Genomic DNA, 19,317 nt, shown 5'->3' on the forward strand with positions numbered 1-19,317 from the left:
TTAATAATTTACTTGAAGCTGTAGCCTCAAAGTATTACCTTTTACATTGTAATCTGGTCTGATAGCATCTTCAAAAGTTCGATTTGATATCATATAAAGAGCTACTATTTCCAAGTATCTTCTATACTGCCATTCTACGCCTATTTCGGTATCTTTTACTAAGTATGAACGGGCATCAATTTCAAATTTCTTACCGCCATCGTAATATTGATATTTTACAAAGGGAGTGAAATTATGATGTTCTGTCTGTATTCTGTACATCAATTGAGCGTAGCCGCCCTTTAGGCTCTGCAGTTCCGTTTTCATGGTGGCAGGGTTAAATTCTGGACCTTTCCCTATATTATACTCTGCTTGAAAGCCAAAAGGCTGTGGATGATAAACAAAAGATGCTGCTATCCTCTCATCTTTCCACAAGTCTGTATTAGACAGATTATTATCACTTAGCGAAATACTATACTTACCCTTATACGCTTGAATACCTGCTTCTATCATCTGTCCATTGGTCAGCTGAAAAGGGTAAGACAATCTAGTAAAAGCGTGAAGATTATCATTCTTTTCTATTTTCCCAGGACCCTGTCCATTAACCAAGCCAAAGGCAAACATGCCGAAATCACCTGAACCTTTGTTCCAGCCACTAGTGAGCATTGCTAAACGTTCACGTACTTTCACAGGAGCATAATAAAATGTTATACCCATATCTCTCTCATTACTAACCGCAGAATTCAAGGCATCATTTCTGTCCAACGTCAATCTATTACTGGAAGATTGCATATTTTCAAAGCCATAAGGTAGCTTGCTCTGACCTATTCTGAATCTATATTTTCTTTCATCATCAATAGCCAAATCGAAATAGGCATCCTTTAAACTTAACATATGCTGAAGCGAGTTACCGGCAGATGTAGCCATATCTACCTGGATATAAGCATACATCTTTTCATTGATATTTCCATCTAATTTGAGCCTGGCTCTTCTCAGGAAAAAGCCCTTTCCAGCTCCCAATGATTTATCGCATTGCTCGCATTCTAGGTTCTCATTGGTCTCAAATAGTCTATTATATCTTAACTGGGTATAACCTCCAAACCTAAACCTTTCATACCAATTTGCTCCGATATGCTCTACTTTTTGCGAAAAAGCATGTGTGTGACACAATGCAAAAAAAAGAGCCATCAATTTGATGGCTCTAAAAAAAATCTTCATTCTATTCTTGATTCAAATAATGCCTTGAATCGTATAAGTACTCTTAAAGAGAATTAGTTCCTTGATGCTATATAATTAACAGCTAGGGCTATAACTACCGACACCGTCATACCTAAAACCAACTTACCAAAATCGTTTCTAATAATTGGGAATAACTTTTTCATTTTTCTATGTTTAGAAAGAGTCGTTATGGCCATTTCTCTACCACTTAAAAGGCCTATAAATACCCACGTAGTAGACATCGGTATAGAGTTAATTTCTTTAAAGAAGAATAGTATGGCGGCATAAACGAAGTCTATGATAGTTGCAGACCTTACGTATTTAGTGTTTGTCTTACTTAAAACGATGTTTTGAATTTTACCCCCACCTTCTCTAAAAATGAAAAAGATAACACTGGTAAAGAATACTAAAATAAGCACAAGCTGAAGAGCTGTAATCTGACGCGGCAAGAATACCGAAATATTGGCGACATCATGTGTTAACCAGCTCCACCATAAAAACCCAGTAGACACCCACTGTAATCTCACCCATAAATCCTTGTTTTTCCCTCGGATACTGGCCTTTTCATCTAAAACCTTAGAAATAGCAATCCAAAAAACATAAGCCGTAACTGCTGCCAAACCATACCCAATGATAGACTTAATCAGCATAGATTCTAAAACAACGGAAGAAGCAAAAGTTGCTAAAATTAAAAATGAGGTAGAAACCGGAATACCTATTCTAGTTAAAAATATCAATACCACAGGAGCAATTCCATGGTACCAGTGCACCTCTATATATGGTATTTTCTCTAGTCTACCGTAGGAGATATCTCCATTATTAGCAAACCAGCTATACGAAACCGTTAAAATTAAACCCACAGCAGCAAAAGACGCAAGATAATACCATGGCATCTTCTTGTTTGAAGACATCCAAGTTCCTAAAGTTTGAATTGAGTCGTTTGCGATTACCGAATAAGAAGCTAGAAGGAAGAAAAAAATTGATAAGAACTGATCCATTACTTATAATTTTATTTGGAGATATGTATTGTTATATAGTGGACAAACCGCTCCTTATTTTAAGTTTGAGATATCAAATTTCACTTCTCTAACCTTCAAAAATCCCGCATTTAATAGATAAATAGTCACAAATGCTACAAACTAAATATCTTGCTGGAAAAGCTTATTCCTTCACTCTTATTAATTATTGTGCCGCAAAAGTCCGTAATAAAAAAAACTAGCTGGCACTTTCCAATATTAATAAATTGTTAAGTTTAGCAAAATGGCGACTTAAGCGAGCCCAAAAAGACACACAAACCTTCTACTTGAAGGGACATAAGACCATGACATAAACAAGCCTTACTTTGATGTATTGAAACCCCAATGGCAGAAAGCAGGAAACCAACCGAAAAATAGACTTTCAGATGGTTTCAAAACACTATCAACCAAAAGCCCATCGAAATAGAAGAAATAAAGAAGCCGATAAAAGAATCGAAACAGGCAATGTTAGCACCCAGGCCAATGCAATAGATTTTACCGTTCCAGATTGCAAATTCTTTATTCCCTTATTTGCCACCATAGAACCTGCAATACCTGAAGAAAGTGTATGCGTAGTGCTTACGGGCATTCCAAACCCAGTGGCCAAACCAATGGTTATGGCTGCCACGAGCTCCGCAGAAGCTCCTTGGGCATAGGTCAAATGCGTTTTACCAATTTTTTCTCCTACCGTAACAACAATTCTTTTCCAACCAATCATAGTTCCTAATCCTAAGGAAATTGATATGAGCAGAATCACCCATAAAGGTGCGTAGTCTGTTGCTTTACGGATTCCCTTTTCTTCTTTAGTAGCAAGGAGTGCTAGTTCCTTTTTATCCTTGTTGCTTAAGTTAATATTTTCAGATTGCAGCAATTTTTTGGCATTGCTAGAAATACTGAGAATAGCCCCTCTAATTTCAAGTTTATTTACATTTTCATCTGTAAAGGCATTTTGTAATACCAGGGTATTCGTTTGAATCGTATTAATCTGTGTTTTTTCTGAATTTCCTAAACCCAGCGTATCAATTTTAGAAACAATGGCATCAATGGAATTAACTTCAGGTTCCAATTTTTGAAAATCCTTTATGGATGTAACCCCATAAATGGAAGGCAGAATCCCTATGAGTATAAGCATGATAAGACCAATGCCTTTTTGACCATCATTTTTACCATGGAAAAAACTGACTAAAGTACATGTTCCTATAAGAATTAACCTTATCCAAGTGGGAGGCAAAGCTCCTTTTTTGGGCTCAGAGAAAACAATCTTTTGTAGCTTTTTATTTATGGCATTCTTCAATAAAAACATTAAGGCAATGGCCATGGAAAAGCCCAATAGTGGAGCTAGTAAGAGTCCTGTAAAGACACTTTGAGCCTTTTCCCAATTTACCGCAGCCAAACCAAGAGTATTATCTGGCAATAAGGCATAACCTAAACCTACTCCTAAGATAGCCCCAATTAATGTATGGGAACTAGAAGAAGGTAATCCTAAATACCAAGTTCCAAAATTCCAAATAATGGCCGAAATCAACATGGCCATAACCATAGCAATACTATGGTATATATTTTGGTCAATTAATAATTCTACAGGAAGTAAATAAATGATACTGATACCAACGCCTACCCCACCAGTAATAACCCCTAAAAAATTCATAAAACCCGACCAAATAACAGCATGGTTTGGTTTAAGTGAGTTGGTATAAATTACGGTAGCTACAGCATTAGCGGTATCATGAAATCCATTGATAAATTCAAAAAGGCATGCAAAGAGCAATGCAACAACCAAAACGGCTAACAAGCCGATTTCAATTCCAAACATGTTTTTAATATTTGACCATTTCAGAAAATTATTAACAGCGATAATGTTCGAAATTGATCCATCAAAAGTCATTATAAATCGGGAATATAATCTCAAACCAATATTAAAAAATTGTAAAGCTTTATTACTTTGCCTACTTCTAAAGGAAACTGATAATTGAACTTATTGTTTTCTTAATTTTGGAACCAATCAAAAGAAACAATGAATATAAAAATAGGACACGGCTACGATGTACATGAACTAGCCCTTGGATACGAATTGACTTTAGGAGGTGTTAAAATACCGCATACCGTGGGTTCAATGGGGCATTCTGATGCCGACGTATTACTGCATGCCATTTGCGACGCCCTTTTAGGAGCACTTTCTTTGGGAGACATAGGATTGCATTTTAAAAACACAGACCCCAGATGGAAAGGAGCCGACAGTAAAATATTTCTTGACGAAATCAACCGCATGATCAATGAGAAAGGATGGGTAGTCGGAAATATTGATTCTACACTTATTCTACAAGAACCGAAAATTGGAAAATATGTCCCTAGTATGAAAAAAGCCATTGCAGAATGTCTGAAGATTGACGAGGACTGTGTGAGCATAAAAGCAACTACGGCAGAAAATATGGGTTTCGTGGGCAGAAAAGAAGGCTTAGAAGCTCATGCCGTTTGTTTATTATTTAAGAAATAGCCCCTTTGGACTATAAAATTTGCCTTTTGAAACAGTTTGAAGTATAATCTTCCTTTTAACAATGCAATGAACGTAAAGCGAATGTTACCTTTATAACAATTCAATTAAAAACCTTTTATGATTAAAAGTAAATTTCTTCTAGGACTAGGTCTCTTAATTTCTTCCGCTTCTTTTAGCCAGCAGATTGCCATAGGTGAAGGAGCCAATGGAGAAATATCTTTTGAAGAATATACCCCAAAGTCGACCTTAGTGGTGGAGCATCATGTACCCACTACGGCCAAATTTCCTTTTATAGATATCCATAATCATCAGTATGGCATGGACACCAAAGCTAAACTGGACGACATCGTACATGACATGGATAGCCTTAACATGAAGGTGATGATTAACCTAAGCGGAAGAGGTTGGTCCAGAGACATTAATGAATCTACAAAGATCTTAGAAGGCTATGTAAAAGCAGTTAATGACAATTACCCAGAGCGATTTGTCATTTTCACTAATATAGATTTCAATGGCATTAGCGAACCTGGCTGGACAGAAAGGGCCGTAAAATTGTTAGAAGAGGATGTCAAGCTTCGTGGAGCTGGTGGATTAAAAATTTTTAAAAGCTTAGGCTTTAATGTAACCAATGCCGATGGTTCTGTAGTGGCTGTTAATGATAAACGTATTGATCCTGTATGGGAAATGGCGGGTAAACTGGGTATACCTGTTTTGATTCATACCGCCGAACCTGCTTCTTTCTGGAATCCACTAAATAGATACAATGAAAGATGGTTAGAGCTAAAAACACATCCTCGTAGAGCTAGAAATACAGAGAAAGGTGATTATTCTTTTGAAGAACTTATTGAGCAACAACATGACGTTTTTGCAAAGCATCCAAACACCACGTTTATCAATGCTCACATGGGTTGGTACGCCAATGACCTTCAAAAACTAGACAGCTTAATGTTAGCTCTCCCAAATACTTATGTGGAAATAGGAGCTGTAATAGCAGAACTTGGTCGTCAGCCTAGAGCTGCCAATAGCTTTTTCACAAAATGGCAAGACAGAGTTCTTTTTGGAAAAGACTCTTGGAAACCGGAGGAATACGAAACGTATTTCCGTGTTTTAGAAACTAAAGATGAATATTTTGAATATCATAAAAAATACCACGCCTTCTGGCCAATGTATGGAATTGGTCTTTCAGATGAGGTTTTGAAGAAATTGTATTATAAAAATGCATTGAAGATACTGCCGGGAATTGATAAGCGTATGTTTCCGAATTAGGACAAAAGCAAGCATGATAAGAATGCCTTTGAAAGTAAAATTCAAGGGTATTTTTTTTGAAATTTTCAATATGCTCGCTATTGGTTAAATCCCTTCAAACAAATAGGCATCTTTATAGTCGATCTCATGAGCCTTTAAAAATTGAATATATTCCTCTTTAAATGATTTCTTGCTATGATGCTCTTCTTGATTCTTTATATAATTAATATTTGTAGGTAGTTGAGATTGACCAATAGTAAAAGCCCAAAAGCCAGCTTACCATTCAAACTTACCTTTTACCAATAGTTTTTCATTTATCCATTTAGAGGAATTTGCTTTAATATCTCTAATAAGGTCAGATAGATTTACATTGGCCTAGGTTAAAAGAAGAATGTTAATATAGTCTGGCATGCCGTTAATAATCATTAACTAATGATTGTTGTTAGAAAAAATACCCGAGATATCTTTATTTAGTTCTTGTTTCCATGAAGATTGAATTAAGCTTTTTATTCCTTTTACAGCAAAAATGATATGGAAGTATAATTGTGTGTATGTGTTAGCCATGAAATAAAAATAACATTATTATTCTAGATGTTTTCAACGATACAGTAAGGGTTAGAGTCATTAACGTTAATAACAAGCTCTAGCGGAGCGAAATTTTATTCGTCCTAAATAAATCGCCAACAATAACATGTCACCCCTCTGGGGTTTCAAAACTTTAACATAAAATTACTATGAAAATACCACCCTATAGGGGCTTTTAATTGATTATAGTAAGCTTTACTCAAATTAAGTGTATTATTGACAATTAAAATATTCCACTTTATTCTTAGCTTTGGGATTCAAACCTGTTAATTCAAAAGAAATATGTATTTATTAGGATTAGATATAGGCACCTCTTCTATCAAAGCTTCCGTGGTAGACGCCGGCTCAAAAAAAGTAGTGGCATCTGCTCAATACCCAGATTCAGAAACACCAATCTCTTCTCCTAAGGCAGGTTGGGCGGAGCAAGATCCTGAAATGTGGTGGGAGAATAGTCAAAAAGCCATTGAAAGGGTTATTGCCTCAGGAAAATTTAATCCATCTGAAATAGCATCTATCGGAATTTCCTATCAAATGCATGGTCTTGTTATCATAGATAAAAACAAGAAAGTGTTACGCCCGTCTATTATTTGGTGCGACAGCCGTGCCGTAGAAGTTGGAGAAAAAGCTTTTCAGAAAATTGGAGCAGAAAAAGCACTTAACCATCTTCTTAATTCACCTGGAAACTTTACGGCGTCAAAACTAGCTTGGGTTAAAGAGAACGAACCGGCTATTTACGAGCAATGCTATAAAATGATGCTGCCGGGTGATTATATTGGTATGATGCTCACCGACGAAATCACCACCTCTAACTCAGGATTATCAGAAGGCGTATTTTGGGACTTTTGTGACAACAAAGTCTCTGAGGATATTATGAATGCCTATGGCTTTAGCATGGATTTAATTCCCGCTATAAAACCGGTATTCTCTAATCATGGTGAGGTTACCTCTCAAATTGCGGGGCGTTTGGGTTTACCCGTAGGTATTCCTGTGGCCTATAAAGCAGGAGACCAGCCAAACAATGCTTTGTCATTAAACGTAGTCAACCCTGGCGAAATAGCGGCTACCGCAGGTACATCGGGAGTGGTTTATGCCGTGAGCGACCAAGTCTCTCATGACCCTAAGTCTAGAATAAATTCTTTTGCACACGTTAACCATCAGCTTGACGACCAAACAAGAATTGGGATTCTTTTATGTATCAATGGAACAGGAATTCTGAACTCGTGGGTAAAGCATAACATAGCCAAAGGACTTGACTATCCAGAAATGAATGCAGCAGCTTCCAAAGTAGCCATTGGCTCAAATGGAGTTTCAGTATTGCCTTTTGGAAACGGTGCAGAAAGGATGTTAGAGAACAAACAAGTGGGTGCACAGTTTGTCAACTTGGATTTTAACCACCATACCGATGCCCATATTTACAGAGCGTCGCAAGAAGGAATTGCTTTCTCATTAAAATATGGTTTTGATATGATGCAAGCAAATGGTGTAGACCCAAAAGTGATTCGTGCCGGCCAAGCCAATATGTTTTTAAGTGACGTATTCTCTGAAACACTGGTAAACGCCACACAGACGCCCGTAGAACTTTATGACACCGACGGTTCCAAAGGTGCTGCTTTAGGTGGGGGTTTTGGAGCTGGCATTTTTAACTCGCTTTCAGAAACTATGGAGGGACTTACTCTTCTAAAAACTATAGAACCTAAGGCCAAGCAAAAAGATGCTTTTGAAGAAGCGTACCAAAAATGGGTAAAAGCCTTAACTTTGTTCGTTTAAGGTTAAGCCGTGCCTAGTTGGGTGAAACATTTGATGCCAGATGAACGTGATTTTTAATTTTACACTAAACATCTGGCATTAACTTTAATAGGGTTAACCATACTTCTGAAAGCAAACAAATGAAATTCTCCCAATATAATATATCCGATGAAATCAAGAAGAGCCTTGAGCAGCTAGATTTCAAAAAACCTACCGACATCCAGTATAAGGCCATACCTCCTATTTTAAAAGGAGAAGATGTGCTAGCTATAGCTCAGACCGGAACTGGTAAAACTGCGGCTTTCGCTATTCCTATCATCCATCTGATTAACGAAAGAAAAAAGAGATCTAAAACGAAGGGTATCAAATGTTTGGTAATGGCTCCTACCCATGAGCTTGCCATTCAGATAAACCAAGTTTTTCAAAGCATAGGGAAATATTCAAGAATAAAGACTTTTGCCCTTTTTGGCGGTACAGACCAAGCACCTCAGATTGAAAAACTGTCTTCTGGGATAGATATTTTGGTCACCACGCCAGGAAGAATGTTCGACTTAAGAAGTCAAGGACATTTAGATTTGAGCACTGTGGACATATTGGTTTTGGATGAAGCCGATCACATGTTGGATTTAGGTTTTATAGATGACATTAGAGATGTCATTCGATTCCTTCCTTTAAATAGGCAAACCCTCTTTTTCTCAGCCACCATCAACGAGAAAATCAAAAAACTGGCTTACTCGCTGGTTAGAAATGCCATTAGGATTCAGGTTTCTCCTAAAGACCCTGTTTCTAAAAACATTGTTCATTCTCTTATGATGGTAGAAATGGACGACAAACGCTTTTTCCTAGAGCGAATCATCAAAGAAAATCCGGAGAAAAAGATGATTGTCTTTGTTAGAACGAAAGTTCGAGCGGAAAGGGTCATGCTCGCCATGGAAAGAGTAGGACTGGCTTCAGAAACCATTCATAGTGGCAAAGAACACAGCGAGCGTAAAGATGTGATGCACCATTTCCATAAAGGAGACAATAAAGTCTTGATAGCGACAGATGTCAGTGCCAGAGGTATTGACATTCCTAATGTGGATTTGGTCATAAATTATGATCTGCCAGATGTAGCAGAAAACTACGTTCACAGAGTAGGAAGAACAGGAAGAGGCATGAATAAAGGCCAAGCGGTAGCTTTTTGTGCAACAGAAGAAATGAAATATCTTACTGAAATAGAAGCGTATCTTGGAGGTCCGATTGAGGTAATTAAGCTGGCAAAAGACGAATACAAAGAGACGTTAGACTTTACTAAAAATGAGTCCAATACCACCTGGAAAGACATTCAAAAAGAAATGCAGATGGCGGAAGAGCTTAGTGCCAAACACCATAAGAAAAAGAATAAAGAGAAGCTAAAGAAGGCAAAAAAGAAAAAGTAATTCCTTTAAAAATTAAAGAACTTTTCAGAAACTTCGAACTCGCAACTGTCGTATCTGTGTTTTAAGAAAAATATAAAACCAATCAATAAAAATGGCTGAAATAACATTAAAAGGAAATCCTATACATACCAATGGCAACTTACCCCAAATAGGCGAACAGGCTAAAAACTTTGAATTAATAGCTCAAGATATGTCAAGAACTAATCTTGATAAATATAAAGGTTCTAGAGTCGTTTTAAATGTATTCCCAAGTTTAGATACGGGTATATGTGGTACTTCTGTAAGAGAGTTTAACAAAGTGGCTGCTGACCTTAAAAACACTAAAATACTTTGTATTTCTAGAGATACGCCAATGGCTCAAGGTCGTTTTTGTGGTGCAGAAGGCATCGAAAACGTGGAAACACTCTCTGACCTTGCAAATGGAAGTTTCGGTAAAGATTATGGCCTTCAAATAGTAGATGGTCCATTAAAAGATTTCAACAGTAGAGTAGTTATAGTAGTAGACGAAAACCATAAAGTGATCTATACAGAGCAAGTTCCTGAAATAGCACAGGAGCCAAACTACGAAGCTGCTTTAAAAGTATTGGCGTAGTAACTGTCTTACACTAACATCGTAAAGCACGCTAGTTTCGCTAGTGTGCTTTATTTTTGCCTATTCCTTTGAAATCAATCAAAATTAAACCGTTTCGTTTGCTATTTCTTTTGAAAGACATAGCAAACCTTGTATAATGCATTGGGCATTAAGCTAAACCTATTGAAAGAAAAAAGATGAGTATCAAAATCATAAGTATCAACGAATTCTCCGCTACGCCAAAATATCAGCAACTGGTCAACAGTATTCTGGAGAGTATACGATTTGGTCGATTAAAAAAAGGCGATACGCTACCTTCCATCAATGAGGTGAGCTACGGCTTTGAAATTTCTAGAATTACGGTGGAGAAAGGTTATAACGAACTCCGAAAAAGGAACTTTATAGCCGCTCACCCGGGTAAAGGTTTTTTTGTCATTAATGACCAAGTGGAGCAAGACCTTAAAATCTTATTGCTTTTCAATAAACTAAGTGCTCATAAGAAACAATTGTATGATGGACTGGTATCAAAATTAGGAAACCGTGCGGCTATAGAATTTTATATCTATAATAATGACGCCACACAGTTTTGTCAGATTCTAGAAAATAACAGGAAAGGGTATTCGCATTACGTTATTATTCCAAACTTTATTGAAGGGGACGAGCTGGCTCTTAAAGTAATTAACAAGTTACCTAAAGACCAGTTGGTCATATTGGACAAAATGCTTCAAGGTATTACAGGAAAGTTTGCGGCTGTTTATCAGCCCTTTGAAACTGATATTTTTGGAGCCCTTGGCGAAGCTTGGGAAACATTGAAAAAGTACAACAGAATGGTGCTTATTTTTCCAGAGAACTCCTACTATCCGAAAGACATTATGGAAGGTTTCATTAATTTTTGCAATAGCTATGAGTTTAATTACAAAATCATAAACGACATCAGAAAAAGTAAAATAAGACCTGGGGAACTTTATATCAATGTCATGGAGGACGACCTCGTTAAACTTTTAGACATGATCCCAGACTCTGGTTTGATTTTAGGCAAAGACATTGGTATCATTTCATACAATGAAACACCGCTTAAAAAATTCATTCTTAACGGCATCACTACCATTTCAACTGATTTCGCTGGAATGGGCGAAAAAGCAGCAGAGCTTATACTCAACAACAAAAAAGAACATTTCGAAAACCCCTTTACCATTCGATTAAGAGCGTCGAGTTAATCATCGAATCCGCTTTTTATCCCTATTCAATCCCTAAAAGCAATTCCACCAGCCGCTGCTAAAGACATCCGTTTTTAGAAAAACGCAGCTAAATAAGAAATGTTATAAATGACATTTCCCACTATCCTCCTGACTAACAGGACATAAGACGCCTTTTTGTCATTATTTATGAATATATTTTGGAAGAATAGTCCTACTATTTAAATGTCCAACAACGAAACAAATCAATACAACGACATTACTTTTTTTTGTATAGACGAAAACGACAGGCACAAGACAGTATAAGACAGCTATTAAGACAGTATATGACGGTCTGAACTCTTCATAGAAATACATTTGGGACTTAAAGAGGAATAAATATTTCTTTTTAAATATATATACTATTCAATCCTAAACTATTGTACTATGAAATTAAAAACTACTCTAAAAAAGCAGTGGATGAAGGAATCGGGGATTCTCCTATTCCTTTTCCTTGGATGCTGCTCTTCTGCGTTTTCACAAATACAGGGAACTGTAATAGATGAAAGCGGAAGTCCCATGATTGCGGTAAGTGTCAGTATTAAAGGAACTACCAAAGGTACCTCCACGGATATCGATGGTAAATACAAAATTGATGCTCCAACTTCTTCTACTTTAGTATTCAGTTTTGTGGGTTACTTAAACAAAGAAGTAACTGTTCAAAACCAAAAAACAATTAATGTTTCGCTAGACGTTGACGACAAACTTTTAAGCGAGGTCGTAGTAGTGGGTTATGGTAGCCAGTTAAAAAGAGAGGTAACTGGAGCGGTTCAAACCGTAGGTTACAAAGAGCTTAAAGACTTGCCCGTTTCTCAGGTTGGTCAGAAACTTCAAGGGCAACTTGCTGGTGTTCAGATTAACCAAACTACAGGAAAGCCTGGTCAAGGAATGAACATCAGAATTAGAGGCCAGGTTTCTGTTTCTGCAGGAAGTGACCCTCTTTACGTTATTGATGGTTTTCCTATCACAGGAAACATCGGCTCTTTAAACCCTGATGAAATTGAAGAAATCACCATCCTTAAAGATGCGGCGTCTACTTCTCTTTATGGTTCTAGAGCGGCAAACGGTGTAGTGCTTATCACCACTAAGAAAGGTTCTGCAGGGACTCATGTGAGCTTCAATGCTTACACGGGTATTCAGACCGTTCCGGAGAAAGGTAGAATTGAGATGATGAATGCAGAAGAATTTGCTCAGTTTAAAAAAGAATACTACACAGATGCTGGTCAGCCAGTTCCTGTTGAATTCCAAAACCCAGCAGATTACAGAGGAAAAAACAATGATTGGTACGATGCTCTTCTTAGAAATGCCCCATTGCAGAGTTACACGCTTAACGTAACTTCAAACAAAGCAGATTCTAAAACGGCGGTAGTAGCTGGTGTTTTTAATCAAGACGGTGTAGTTATTAATAACAAATACCAGAGATACTCTTTAAGAATAAACTCAGAGTTTGATGTTTCTGATAGAGTAAAAATTGGTTTTAACATTGCTCCTCAGTATGTGTATGATAATACCCCTAGAACAGATGGAGATAGAGGTACAGGTATTTTGTTCAACGCACTTCATACTTGGCCAGTTATGCCTATTTATGACGACAAAGGTGAGCTAACGCTTTCTAACAAATTTCCTGGAAGTACTGGAAACATCTTTGACTATGCCAACTGGGTAAGAGCAGCGGATGAATTAACAAACGAAACGACTACGACGAATTTGTTATCTAACGCTTACTTAACAATACGAGCCGATAAAAAATCTTGTTTTGAAATCTACGTTCAATGTGGAGATGTTAAGGTCTAAATTCTTCTTCTTCAATCCGTCTACTGCCACGAGTCGAATCAACGTTCCAATTCCAACGACGGCAGAATCTATTCGTCAAAACGTAGAAAGCTTAAGCTGGTTGAATGAGAATTTAGCCACTTATACAAAGAGTTATAACGACCATAACTTTGAACTACTAGGTGGTTTCACAAATCAGAAGTTCACAGAAGAAAGCACTAGAGTGCAAGCTGACACTTATTCGGACGATCGCCTTCCAACCATCCAAGGAGCTATCAACGTTAACAGAGGTGGCACCTTCAACGGCGTAAACGAATGGAGTTTAACATCTTTACTTTCAAGATTGACGTATAACTATAAGGGTAAATATTTACTTACGGCTTCTGTTCGTCGTGATGGTTCTTCAAGATTCGGTTCTGAAAACCGTTGGGGTACATTCCCCTCAGTTTCTGCTGGATGGGTTATGTCTGACGAACCTTTCCTGGCCGATGTAGAGCAATTATCATTTGCTAAAATAAGAACGAGTTATGGTATTATTGGAAATAACAATATAGGTAACTATACATCCTATGCACTTATTAACAACACCGTAAATGGTGTATTTGGAAGCACAGTAGCTCCAGGAGCAGTGGTAACCTCTCTTGCAAATAGTAACTTGGGTTGGGAAACCACCAAGCAGTTTGACTTAGGTTTAGATTTAGGTTTGTTTAATGATAGAATCCAATTTATCTATGATTTCTACACTAAGCGTACCACTAATCTTTTGTACAGTGTTCAAATTCCTCAGGAGTCTGGATTCAGTAATTTCAATGACAACATTGGTGAAATTAAATTCTGGGGACATGAGTTTTCTATTAATACCAAAAACTTAAATCCATCTAAGAAGTTATCTTGGAATACTAACTTCAATCTTTCTGTAAACAGAAACAAAGTAATGTCTTTGGCTGATGGCATCGACAGAGTGTATGGTACATTCCATATTACACAAGTAGGACAACCATTTGGTCAATTTTATGGTCATATAGCTCAAGGTGTTTACTTGAATCAAGCAGATTTAGATAGCTCTCCTCAAGTGCCGGGAAGATCTACCGTAGGTAGTATCAAATTAACGGACCAAAATGGTGATGGTATCATTACCAATGGTGGCAATTTTGACGATAGAGTTATCATGGGTAATCCATTCCCATCCTTTACCTATGGCATTACTAACAACTTCCGTTTCGGCGATTGGGATATGAGCATCGTAGGTTCAGGTTCTCAAGGAAACCAACTATTAGTGCGTCACCTTTATAGTACCGCCAACTTAGACGGAGTCTTTAACATGGTGAAGGAAGTTCAGTATCGTTTCCGTTCTGTGGATAATCCTGGTAAAGGATTCTACGGAACTACCGTAGGTGGTGGAAACGTAACGGGTATTGAAAGAGACTGGATGAACAGCCGTTTCATTGCGGATGCTTCTTACTTCACTATCAAAAACATCACTTTAGGTTATACTATCAATAAGAAAAACAAAGTGTTTAACTCTGCTAGAATTTATACTTCCGTTCAGCAGGCGTTTGTATTCACAAAGTATTGGGGAGGTCCTAACCCTGAAACAAGTGCACAGAGTAATGGTCAGGGAGATGGTGGAAACCTAAGTCCTGGTGTTGACCTTTCAAACTATCCAGTGCCACGTACTTTCACTTTAGGAATTAACCTAAACTTTTAAAAACACTAAATCTATTGTAAAATGAAAAAAACTATCATTCTAATATTACTAGTAGCATTTACACAGACTAGCTGTAAGGAAGATTTTCTAAGTCTAGTACCTGCTACCGCCCTGAGTTCTGCCACCTTCTTTACGAAGCAGGCAGATTTTGAACAAGCCGTTAATGCTACTTACGTACCCTTACGTAATATTGTAAATGACAGAGCTTGGTTACTTGGAGAAATGCACTCTGATAATACCTATTATGCAAGAAACATTCTGTTTGGAGCTACCGAACAGCAAGAGGATATCGCAGATTTTTCTATACCTACTGCAAATGGTGTTACTTCAAACACGCATGTGTTGAATCAGTATAGACTTGATTATCAAATAATAGCAAGAGCCAATCAAATTCTAACTCAAATAGATGGTGTGAATTTTGATGCCACTGTAAAGGCCAATCTTAAAGGTCAAGCACAATTCCTAAGAGCTTATGCTTATTTTGAATTGGTAAGATACTTCGGTAAAGTGCCTTTGCACTTAGAGCCAGTGACAGACAGACAAGGTGCTGCATTGCCTTTGGCAGAAGAAGCTCAAATTTATGCTCAAATTATATCTGATGCTACTGCAGCTGCCTCTGGCCTTAAATCTAAAGCAAACCAAGAGCCCGGTAGAGTTACTTCTGGAGCTGCCAAAACTTTACTTGCAAACGTATACATCGTTCAAAAGAAATGGGCGGAAGCAGAAGCTTTGCTTATGGAAGTGGTAAATAGTGGTTCTTATTCACTAATGCCTACTTATGGAGAAGCCTTTTCTGGCAACAGCAGCAACAAAAACAATGCTGAATCAGTATTTGAAGTTCAATTCTTAGAGGGTTCCGCAGGTTTAAATGGCAACTTCATTTATAATTTCCTGCCACGCCCAATTAGCCCAGTGGAACTTGCACCCATAACTGGAACTTCTAATGCACAGCCAGTAAGTGGAGAAGGAAACAACATTCCTACACCAGACATTATTGCGGCTTATGAGGCTGGAGATCTGAGAAAAGATGAATCTATAGCCTATGTGACTTTAGGCGGTAGCTTAAGAGCCAATAAAGAATACCCATACATTAAGAAGTATGCTAAAAAGCATAGCCTTCATAATAACACAGGTACTAACTGGCCAATCTATCGTTATTCTGAAGTATTATTATTCTTAGCTGAAGCTTCTGCGGAGCAAGGAAAAACAGCTCAAGCAGCTCAATACTTAAACATGGTACGTTCTAGAGCAGGACTTGCAAATACAACGGCAAGTACGCAAGCAGATTTAAGAACAGCTGTTTATAAAGAAAGAAGAGTGGAGCTAGCTTTTGAGAATAAGCGTTGGTTTGATTTGGTTAGAACTGGAAGAGCTGTAGAAGTTATCACCGCTTACGGAAACAGAATCAAAGCTAATCCGTTAGCTTATTATTATCCAGCTGGAGCAGTTCCAAGAAGTAACTCTTTCACTAATATTTCATTGTTTTATGGAATGCCAGCAGATGAGGCTTCATTGTCTCCTCACTTCTAGTATTCAGTAGACGAAAATACTGCACAAGAGAGAATTTATTCTTTATCTTGTGCAGTATAAATTAAAATTCAACCAAGGCAAACAATGACACTAAAAAACCGAAGTATTCTCTTGTTAATTGGGGCATCGGCGATAGTTATCGCAAACTCATTTACCTTTCTTAAAAGTCAGGTACTTCCCTCCATGGACAATGAAAACCCTAAGATTAAAAAGCTTAGACTAACCGAGGGCTTTAAAGCCGAACACCTATTTAGCCCATCAGACGCAGAAATGGGTTCGTGGGTAGCAATGACCTTTGACGATAAAGGTAGAATGATCACTTCTGACCAATATGGCTCACTTTACAGATTAAAAATACCACCTATTGGCAGCCCAACTTCAAAACCAGAAGTAGAGAAAATAAAAGTTGGAACCGGTGCCAATGTAGATGAAGTAGGCATGGGTTATGCCAACGGTTTGCTTTATGCATTCAATAGCCTTTATGTCATGATCAATAACGGAAAAAACAACAAAGAATTTCCGCGTTCTAGTGGCCTATACAGGCTTCAAGATACAGACAATGACGACCATTTTGACAAAATTACGCTCATTAAAGAACTAGTAGGTCAAGGTGAGCACGGACCACACAGTATTGTACTTTCTCCAGATGGAAAATCGCTATATGTAATTGCAGGAAACCATACAGACGTACCAGCAATGGACGCTTACCGATTACCTTCAAACTGGCAAGAAGACAACCTTTTCCCATTAATTAAAGACCCAAGAGGACACGCCAATGACCGCATGGCACCTGGAGGATGGATTGCAAACCTTGACCCAGAAGGAAAAAAGTGGGAATTGGTAAGTGCAGGATATAGAAATGCATTTGACTTGGCGTTCAACGAAGTAGGCGATTTATTTGTCTATGATGCTGATATGGAGTGGGATTTTGGACAGCCTTGGTACCGCCCTACCCGTATTAATCATGCGACCAGTGCAAGTGAATATGGCTGGAGAACAGGAAACAGTAAATGGGCTCCTTCTTTCCCAGACAACTTACCAGCAGTTTTAAACATTGGACAGGGCTCTCCTACCAACCTTTTGCATTTAAAAGATGCTAAATTTCCTGCTAAATATAGAAGCTCACTGTTGGCTTTCGACTGGAGTTTTGGAATTATCCATGCCATTCATTTAAAACCAGATGGCTCTTCCTATTCGGCAGACAGAGAAGAATTTTTGTCAGGGATTCCGCTTCCATTAACAGATGGAGCCATTGGCCCTGACGGAGCTCTTTATTTCTTAACGGGTGGTCGTAGATTAGAATCAGACCTTTATAGAGTAGCATATGTAGGGAACGAAAGCACTGCTCCAGTAGCCGCAAAACCTATCAATGCCGAAAACCAACTTAGAAGAGATTTAGAGAAATTCCATACGGGTGGTCCAAACAAAAACGCTGTAAAAGCTGCTTGGCCAGAACTTAGTAACCCTGACAGATTCATTAGATATGCGGCAAGATTAGCTCTAGAGCATCAGCCTGTTTCAGAATGGCAGTCAAAAGCTCTTACGGAGAAAAATCCTGTGGCCTTAACACAATCTCTTATTTCATTAATAAGAATGGGTGATGGCTCTAAGAAAAACGAAATATTAAGTGCCTTAACCAGCATTAATTATAAAGCACTAAATGAAGCTCAGCAGTTAGATGTATTAAGAGCTTTTGAACTAGCATTTCTTAGAATGGGTGAGCCAGAAGGAGATATGAAAACAAAAGTAGTGGCATTCTTAAACCCTAACTACCCAGCCAAAACAGCTCAATTAAACAGGTCTTTGAGCAAAGTATTATTATACTTAGATGCTCCTGGAGCAGTTCAGAAGACTTTGGCTTTAATGAAAATTAAAACAGAGCCGGGCACAGAAAGCTTAATGGAAGAAACCGCTACAGCTTCTAGCGATTTAATCTTAAGAAACCCTCAGTATGGTTCTGACATTGCTAAAATGCTAGCAAACATGCCGCCAATGCAGCACACTTATTACGCTACCGTATTAAGCATGGCTAAAAACGGTTGGACTCCTAAAATGAGAGAGACTTACTTCAAATGGTTCGATAAAGCTTTCAGTTATAAAGGCGGAAGAAGTTATGTGGGTTTCATAGACAGAGCTCGTAAACTAGCTTTGAAAAATGTACCAGAAGACAAAATAGCCTATTACGATAAAATGTCTGGTGCAGATAAATTAAGTTCAAATGGAAACGACCTTACAGAGGTTGCCTATCCAAAGGGGCCAGGAAAACGTTGGACTATAGAAAGTGCGGAAAAAGCCATGGAAAGTGGATTGACAAACAGAAACTTTGAACAAGGTAAATCCATGTTTGCGGCTACTACTTGTAAAAGCTGTCATACCATGAGAGGTGATGGAGGAATGATTGGACCAGATTTAACCCAATTAGGTTCCAGGTTTTCTACTAAAGACATGTTGGAATCAATCATAGAGCCCGACAAAGTAGTTTCTGATCAATATGCCGCCTCGCAATTCGGACTAAAGGATGGTAACTCAATAGTAGGAAGATTGGTCAATGAAGACAAGACTACTTACTATGTCTCTCAAAATCCTTTTGCTCCAGAGTCTATTGAAAAAGTGTTAAAATCTGATGTGGTATCTGTAAATACTTCAAAGGTTTCTATCATGTTCCCAGGACTGATAAACAGTCTTAACGAAGATGAATTAAAAGATTTAGTAGCCTATTTAATGGCCGGAGGAAACGAAAAAAATAAAATGTTCTCTTCCAAGTAAAACTAGTGACCATAAAATGTTGTCTAAGATCCT

The 19,317-nt window shown here is 37.9% G+C and carries 11 protein-coding genes and 1 pseudogene; 9 read left to right on the top strand and 3 right to left on the bottom strand.

What is annotated here, in order from left to right; all coding sequences use genetic code 11:
• The 3 genes from ACSBFT_RS11800 to ACSBFT_RS11810 all read right to left on the bottom strand — a co-directional run bounded on the left by ACSBFT_RS11800 (position 1) and on the right by ACSBFT_RS11810 (position 4,026).
• Positions 1–1,197 (bottom strand): porin, encoded by a 1,197-nt coding sequence (locus tag ACSBFT_RS11800; RefSeq protein WP_489604779.1) that lies wholly within the window; start codon positions 1,195–1,197, stop codon positions 1–3.
• Between the two features lie 53 nt (positions 1,198–1,250).
• Positions 1,251–2,195 (bottom strand): hypothetical protein, encoded by a 945-nt coding sequence (locus ACSBFT_RS11805; protein WP_463046765.1) that lies wholly within the window; start codon positions 2,193–2,195, stop codon positions 1,251–1,253.
• Between the two features lie 421 nt (positions 2,196–2,616).
• A complete protein-coding gene (locus ACSBFT_RS11810; RefSeq protein ID WP_463046764.1) occupies positions 2,617–4,026 on the bottom strand; it encodes an inorganic phosphate transporter in 1,410 nt (469 codons plus the stop codon).
• Positions 4,027–4,227: 201 nt separating this feature from the next.
• On the opposite strand from ACSBFT_RS11810, the gene ispF reads away from it, so the two are divergent.
• From ispF to ACSBFT_RS11855, 9 genes and pseudogenes are all read left to right on the top strand, one after another.
• Positions 4,228–4,707, top strand: coding sequence for a 2-C-methyl-D-erythritol 2,4-cyclodiphosphate synthase (gene ispF / locus ACSBFT_RS11815; RefSeq protein WP_489604780.1), 480 nt, complete (start codon positions 4,228–4,230; stop codon positions 4,705–4,707).
• Between the two features lie 117 nt (positions 4,708–4,824).
• Complete coding sequence (locus ACSBFT_RS11820; RefSeq protein ID WP_489604781.1) at positions 4,825–5,973, top strand: amidohydrolase family protein; 1,149 nt, start codon at positions 4,825–4,827, stop codon at positions 5,971–5,973.
• Positions 5,974–6,819: 846 nt separating this feature from the next.
• Positions 6,820–8,304 carry a xylulokinase gene (locus tag ACSBFT_RS11825; RefSeq protein WP_489604782.1) on the top strand — a complete coding sequence of 495 codons (1,485 nt, stop codon included), beginning with the start codon at positions 6,820–6,822 and terminating at the stop codon, positions 8,302–8,304.
• 119 nt (positions 8,305–8,423) lie between these two features.
• Positions 8,424–9,701: a DEAD/DEAH box helicase gene (locus ACSBFT_RS11830; protein ID WP_489604783.1), complete on the top strand. Its 1,278-nt coding sequence runs from the start codon at positions 8,424–8,426 to the stop codon at positions 9,699–9,701.
• Positions 9,702–9,792: 91 nt separating this feature from the next.
• Complete coding sequence (gene tpx, locus ACSBFT_RS11835) at positions 9,793–10,293, top strand: thiol peroxidase (protein ID WP_489604784.1); 501 nt, start codon at positions 9,793–9,795, stop codon at positions 10,291–10,293.
• A 176-nt stretch (positions 10,294–10,469) separates the two neighbouring features.
• Positions 10,470–11,489 (top strand): winged helix-turn-helix domain-containing protein, encoded by a 1,020-nt coding sequence (locus ACSBFT_RS11840; RefSeq protein WP_463046758.1) that lies wholly within the window; start codon positions 10,470–10,472, stop codon positions 11,487–11,489.
• A 438-nt stretch (positions 11,490–11,927) separates the two neighbouring features.
• Positions 11,928–14,988, top strand: a pseudogene (locus ACSBFT_RS11845) (SusC/RagA family TonB-linked outer membrane protein).
• Positions 14,989–15,009: 21 nt separating this feature from the next.
• On the top strand, positions 15,010–16,518 hold the full coding sequence (locus ACSBFT_RS11850; protein ID WP_463046756.1) for a RagB/SusD family nutrient uptake outer membrane protein: 1,509 nt from the start codon (positions 15,010–15,012) through the stop codon (positions 16,516–16,518).
• 84 nt (positions 16,519–16,602) lie between these two features.
• Positions 16,603–19,284, top strand: coding sequence for a c-type cytochrome (locus ACSBFT_RS11855; protein WP_489604785.1), 2,682 nt, complete (start codon positions 16,603–16,605; stop codon positions 19,282–19,284).
• Positions 19,285–19,317 lie beyond the last annotated feature (33 nt).

This window comes from Arcticibacterium sp. SM2516 (genome assembly GCF_057914865.1).

Bases quoted from the DNA above. Each gene is read 5' to 3' on its own strand.
- ACSBFT_RS11800 (WP_489604779.1), bottom strand. From the start codon at position 1,197: ATGAAGATTTTTTTTAGAGCCATCAAATTGATGGCTCTTTTTTTTGCA.
- ACSBFT_RS11805 (WP_463046765.1), bottom strand. From the start codon at position 2,195: ATGGATCAGTTCTTATCAATTTTTTTCTTCCTTCTAGCTTCTTATTCG.
- ACSBFT_RS11810 (WP_463046764.1), bottom strand. From the start codon at position 4,026: ATGTTTGGAATTGAAATCGGCTTGTTAGCCGTTTTGGTTGTTGCATTG.
- ispF (WP_489604780.1), top strand. From the start codon at position 4,228: ATGAATATAAAAATAGGACACGGCTACGATGTACATGAACTAGCCCTT.
- ACSBFT_RS11820 (WP_489604781.1), top strand. From the start codon at position 4,825: ATGATTAAAAGTAAATTTCTTCTAGGACTAGGTCTCTTAATTTCTTCC.
- ACSBFT_RS11825 (WP_489604782.1), top strand. From the start codon at position 6,820: ATGTATTTATTAGGATTAGATATAGGCACCTCTTCTATCAAAGCTTCC.
- ACSBFT_RS11830 (WP_489604783.1), top strand. From the start codon at position 8,424: ATGAAATTCTCCCAATATAATATATCCGATGAAATCAAGAAGAGCCTT.
- tpx (WP_489604784.1), top strand. From the start codon at position 9,793: ATGGCTGAAATAACATTAAAAGGAAATCCTATACATACCAATGGCAAC.
- ACSBFT_RS11840 (WP_463046758.1), top strand. From the start codon at position 10,470: ATGAGTATCAAAATCATAAGTATCAACGAATTCTCCGCTACGCCAAAA.
- ACSBFT_RS11850 (WP_463046756.1), top strand. From the start codon at position 15,010: ATGAAAAAAACTATCATTCTAATATTACTAGTAGCATTTACACAGACT.
- ACSBFT_RS11855 (WP_489604785.1), top strand. From the start codon at position 16,603: ATGACACTAAAAAACCGAAGTATTCTCTTGTTAATTGGGGCATCGGCG.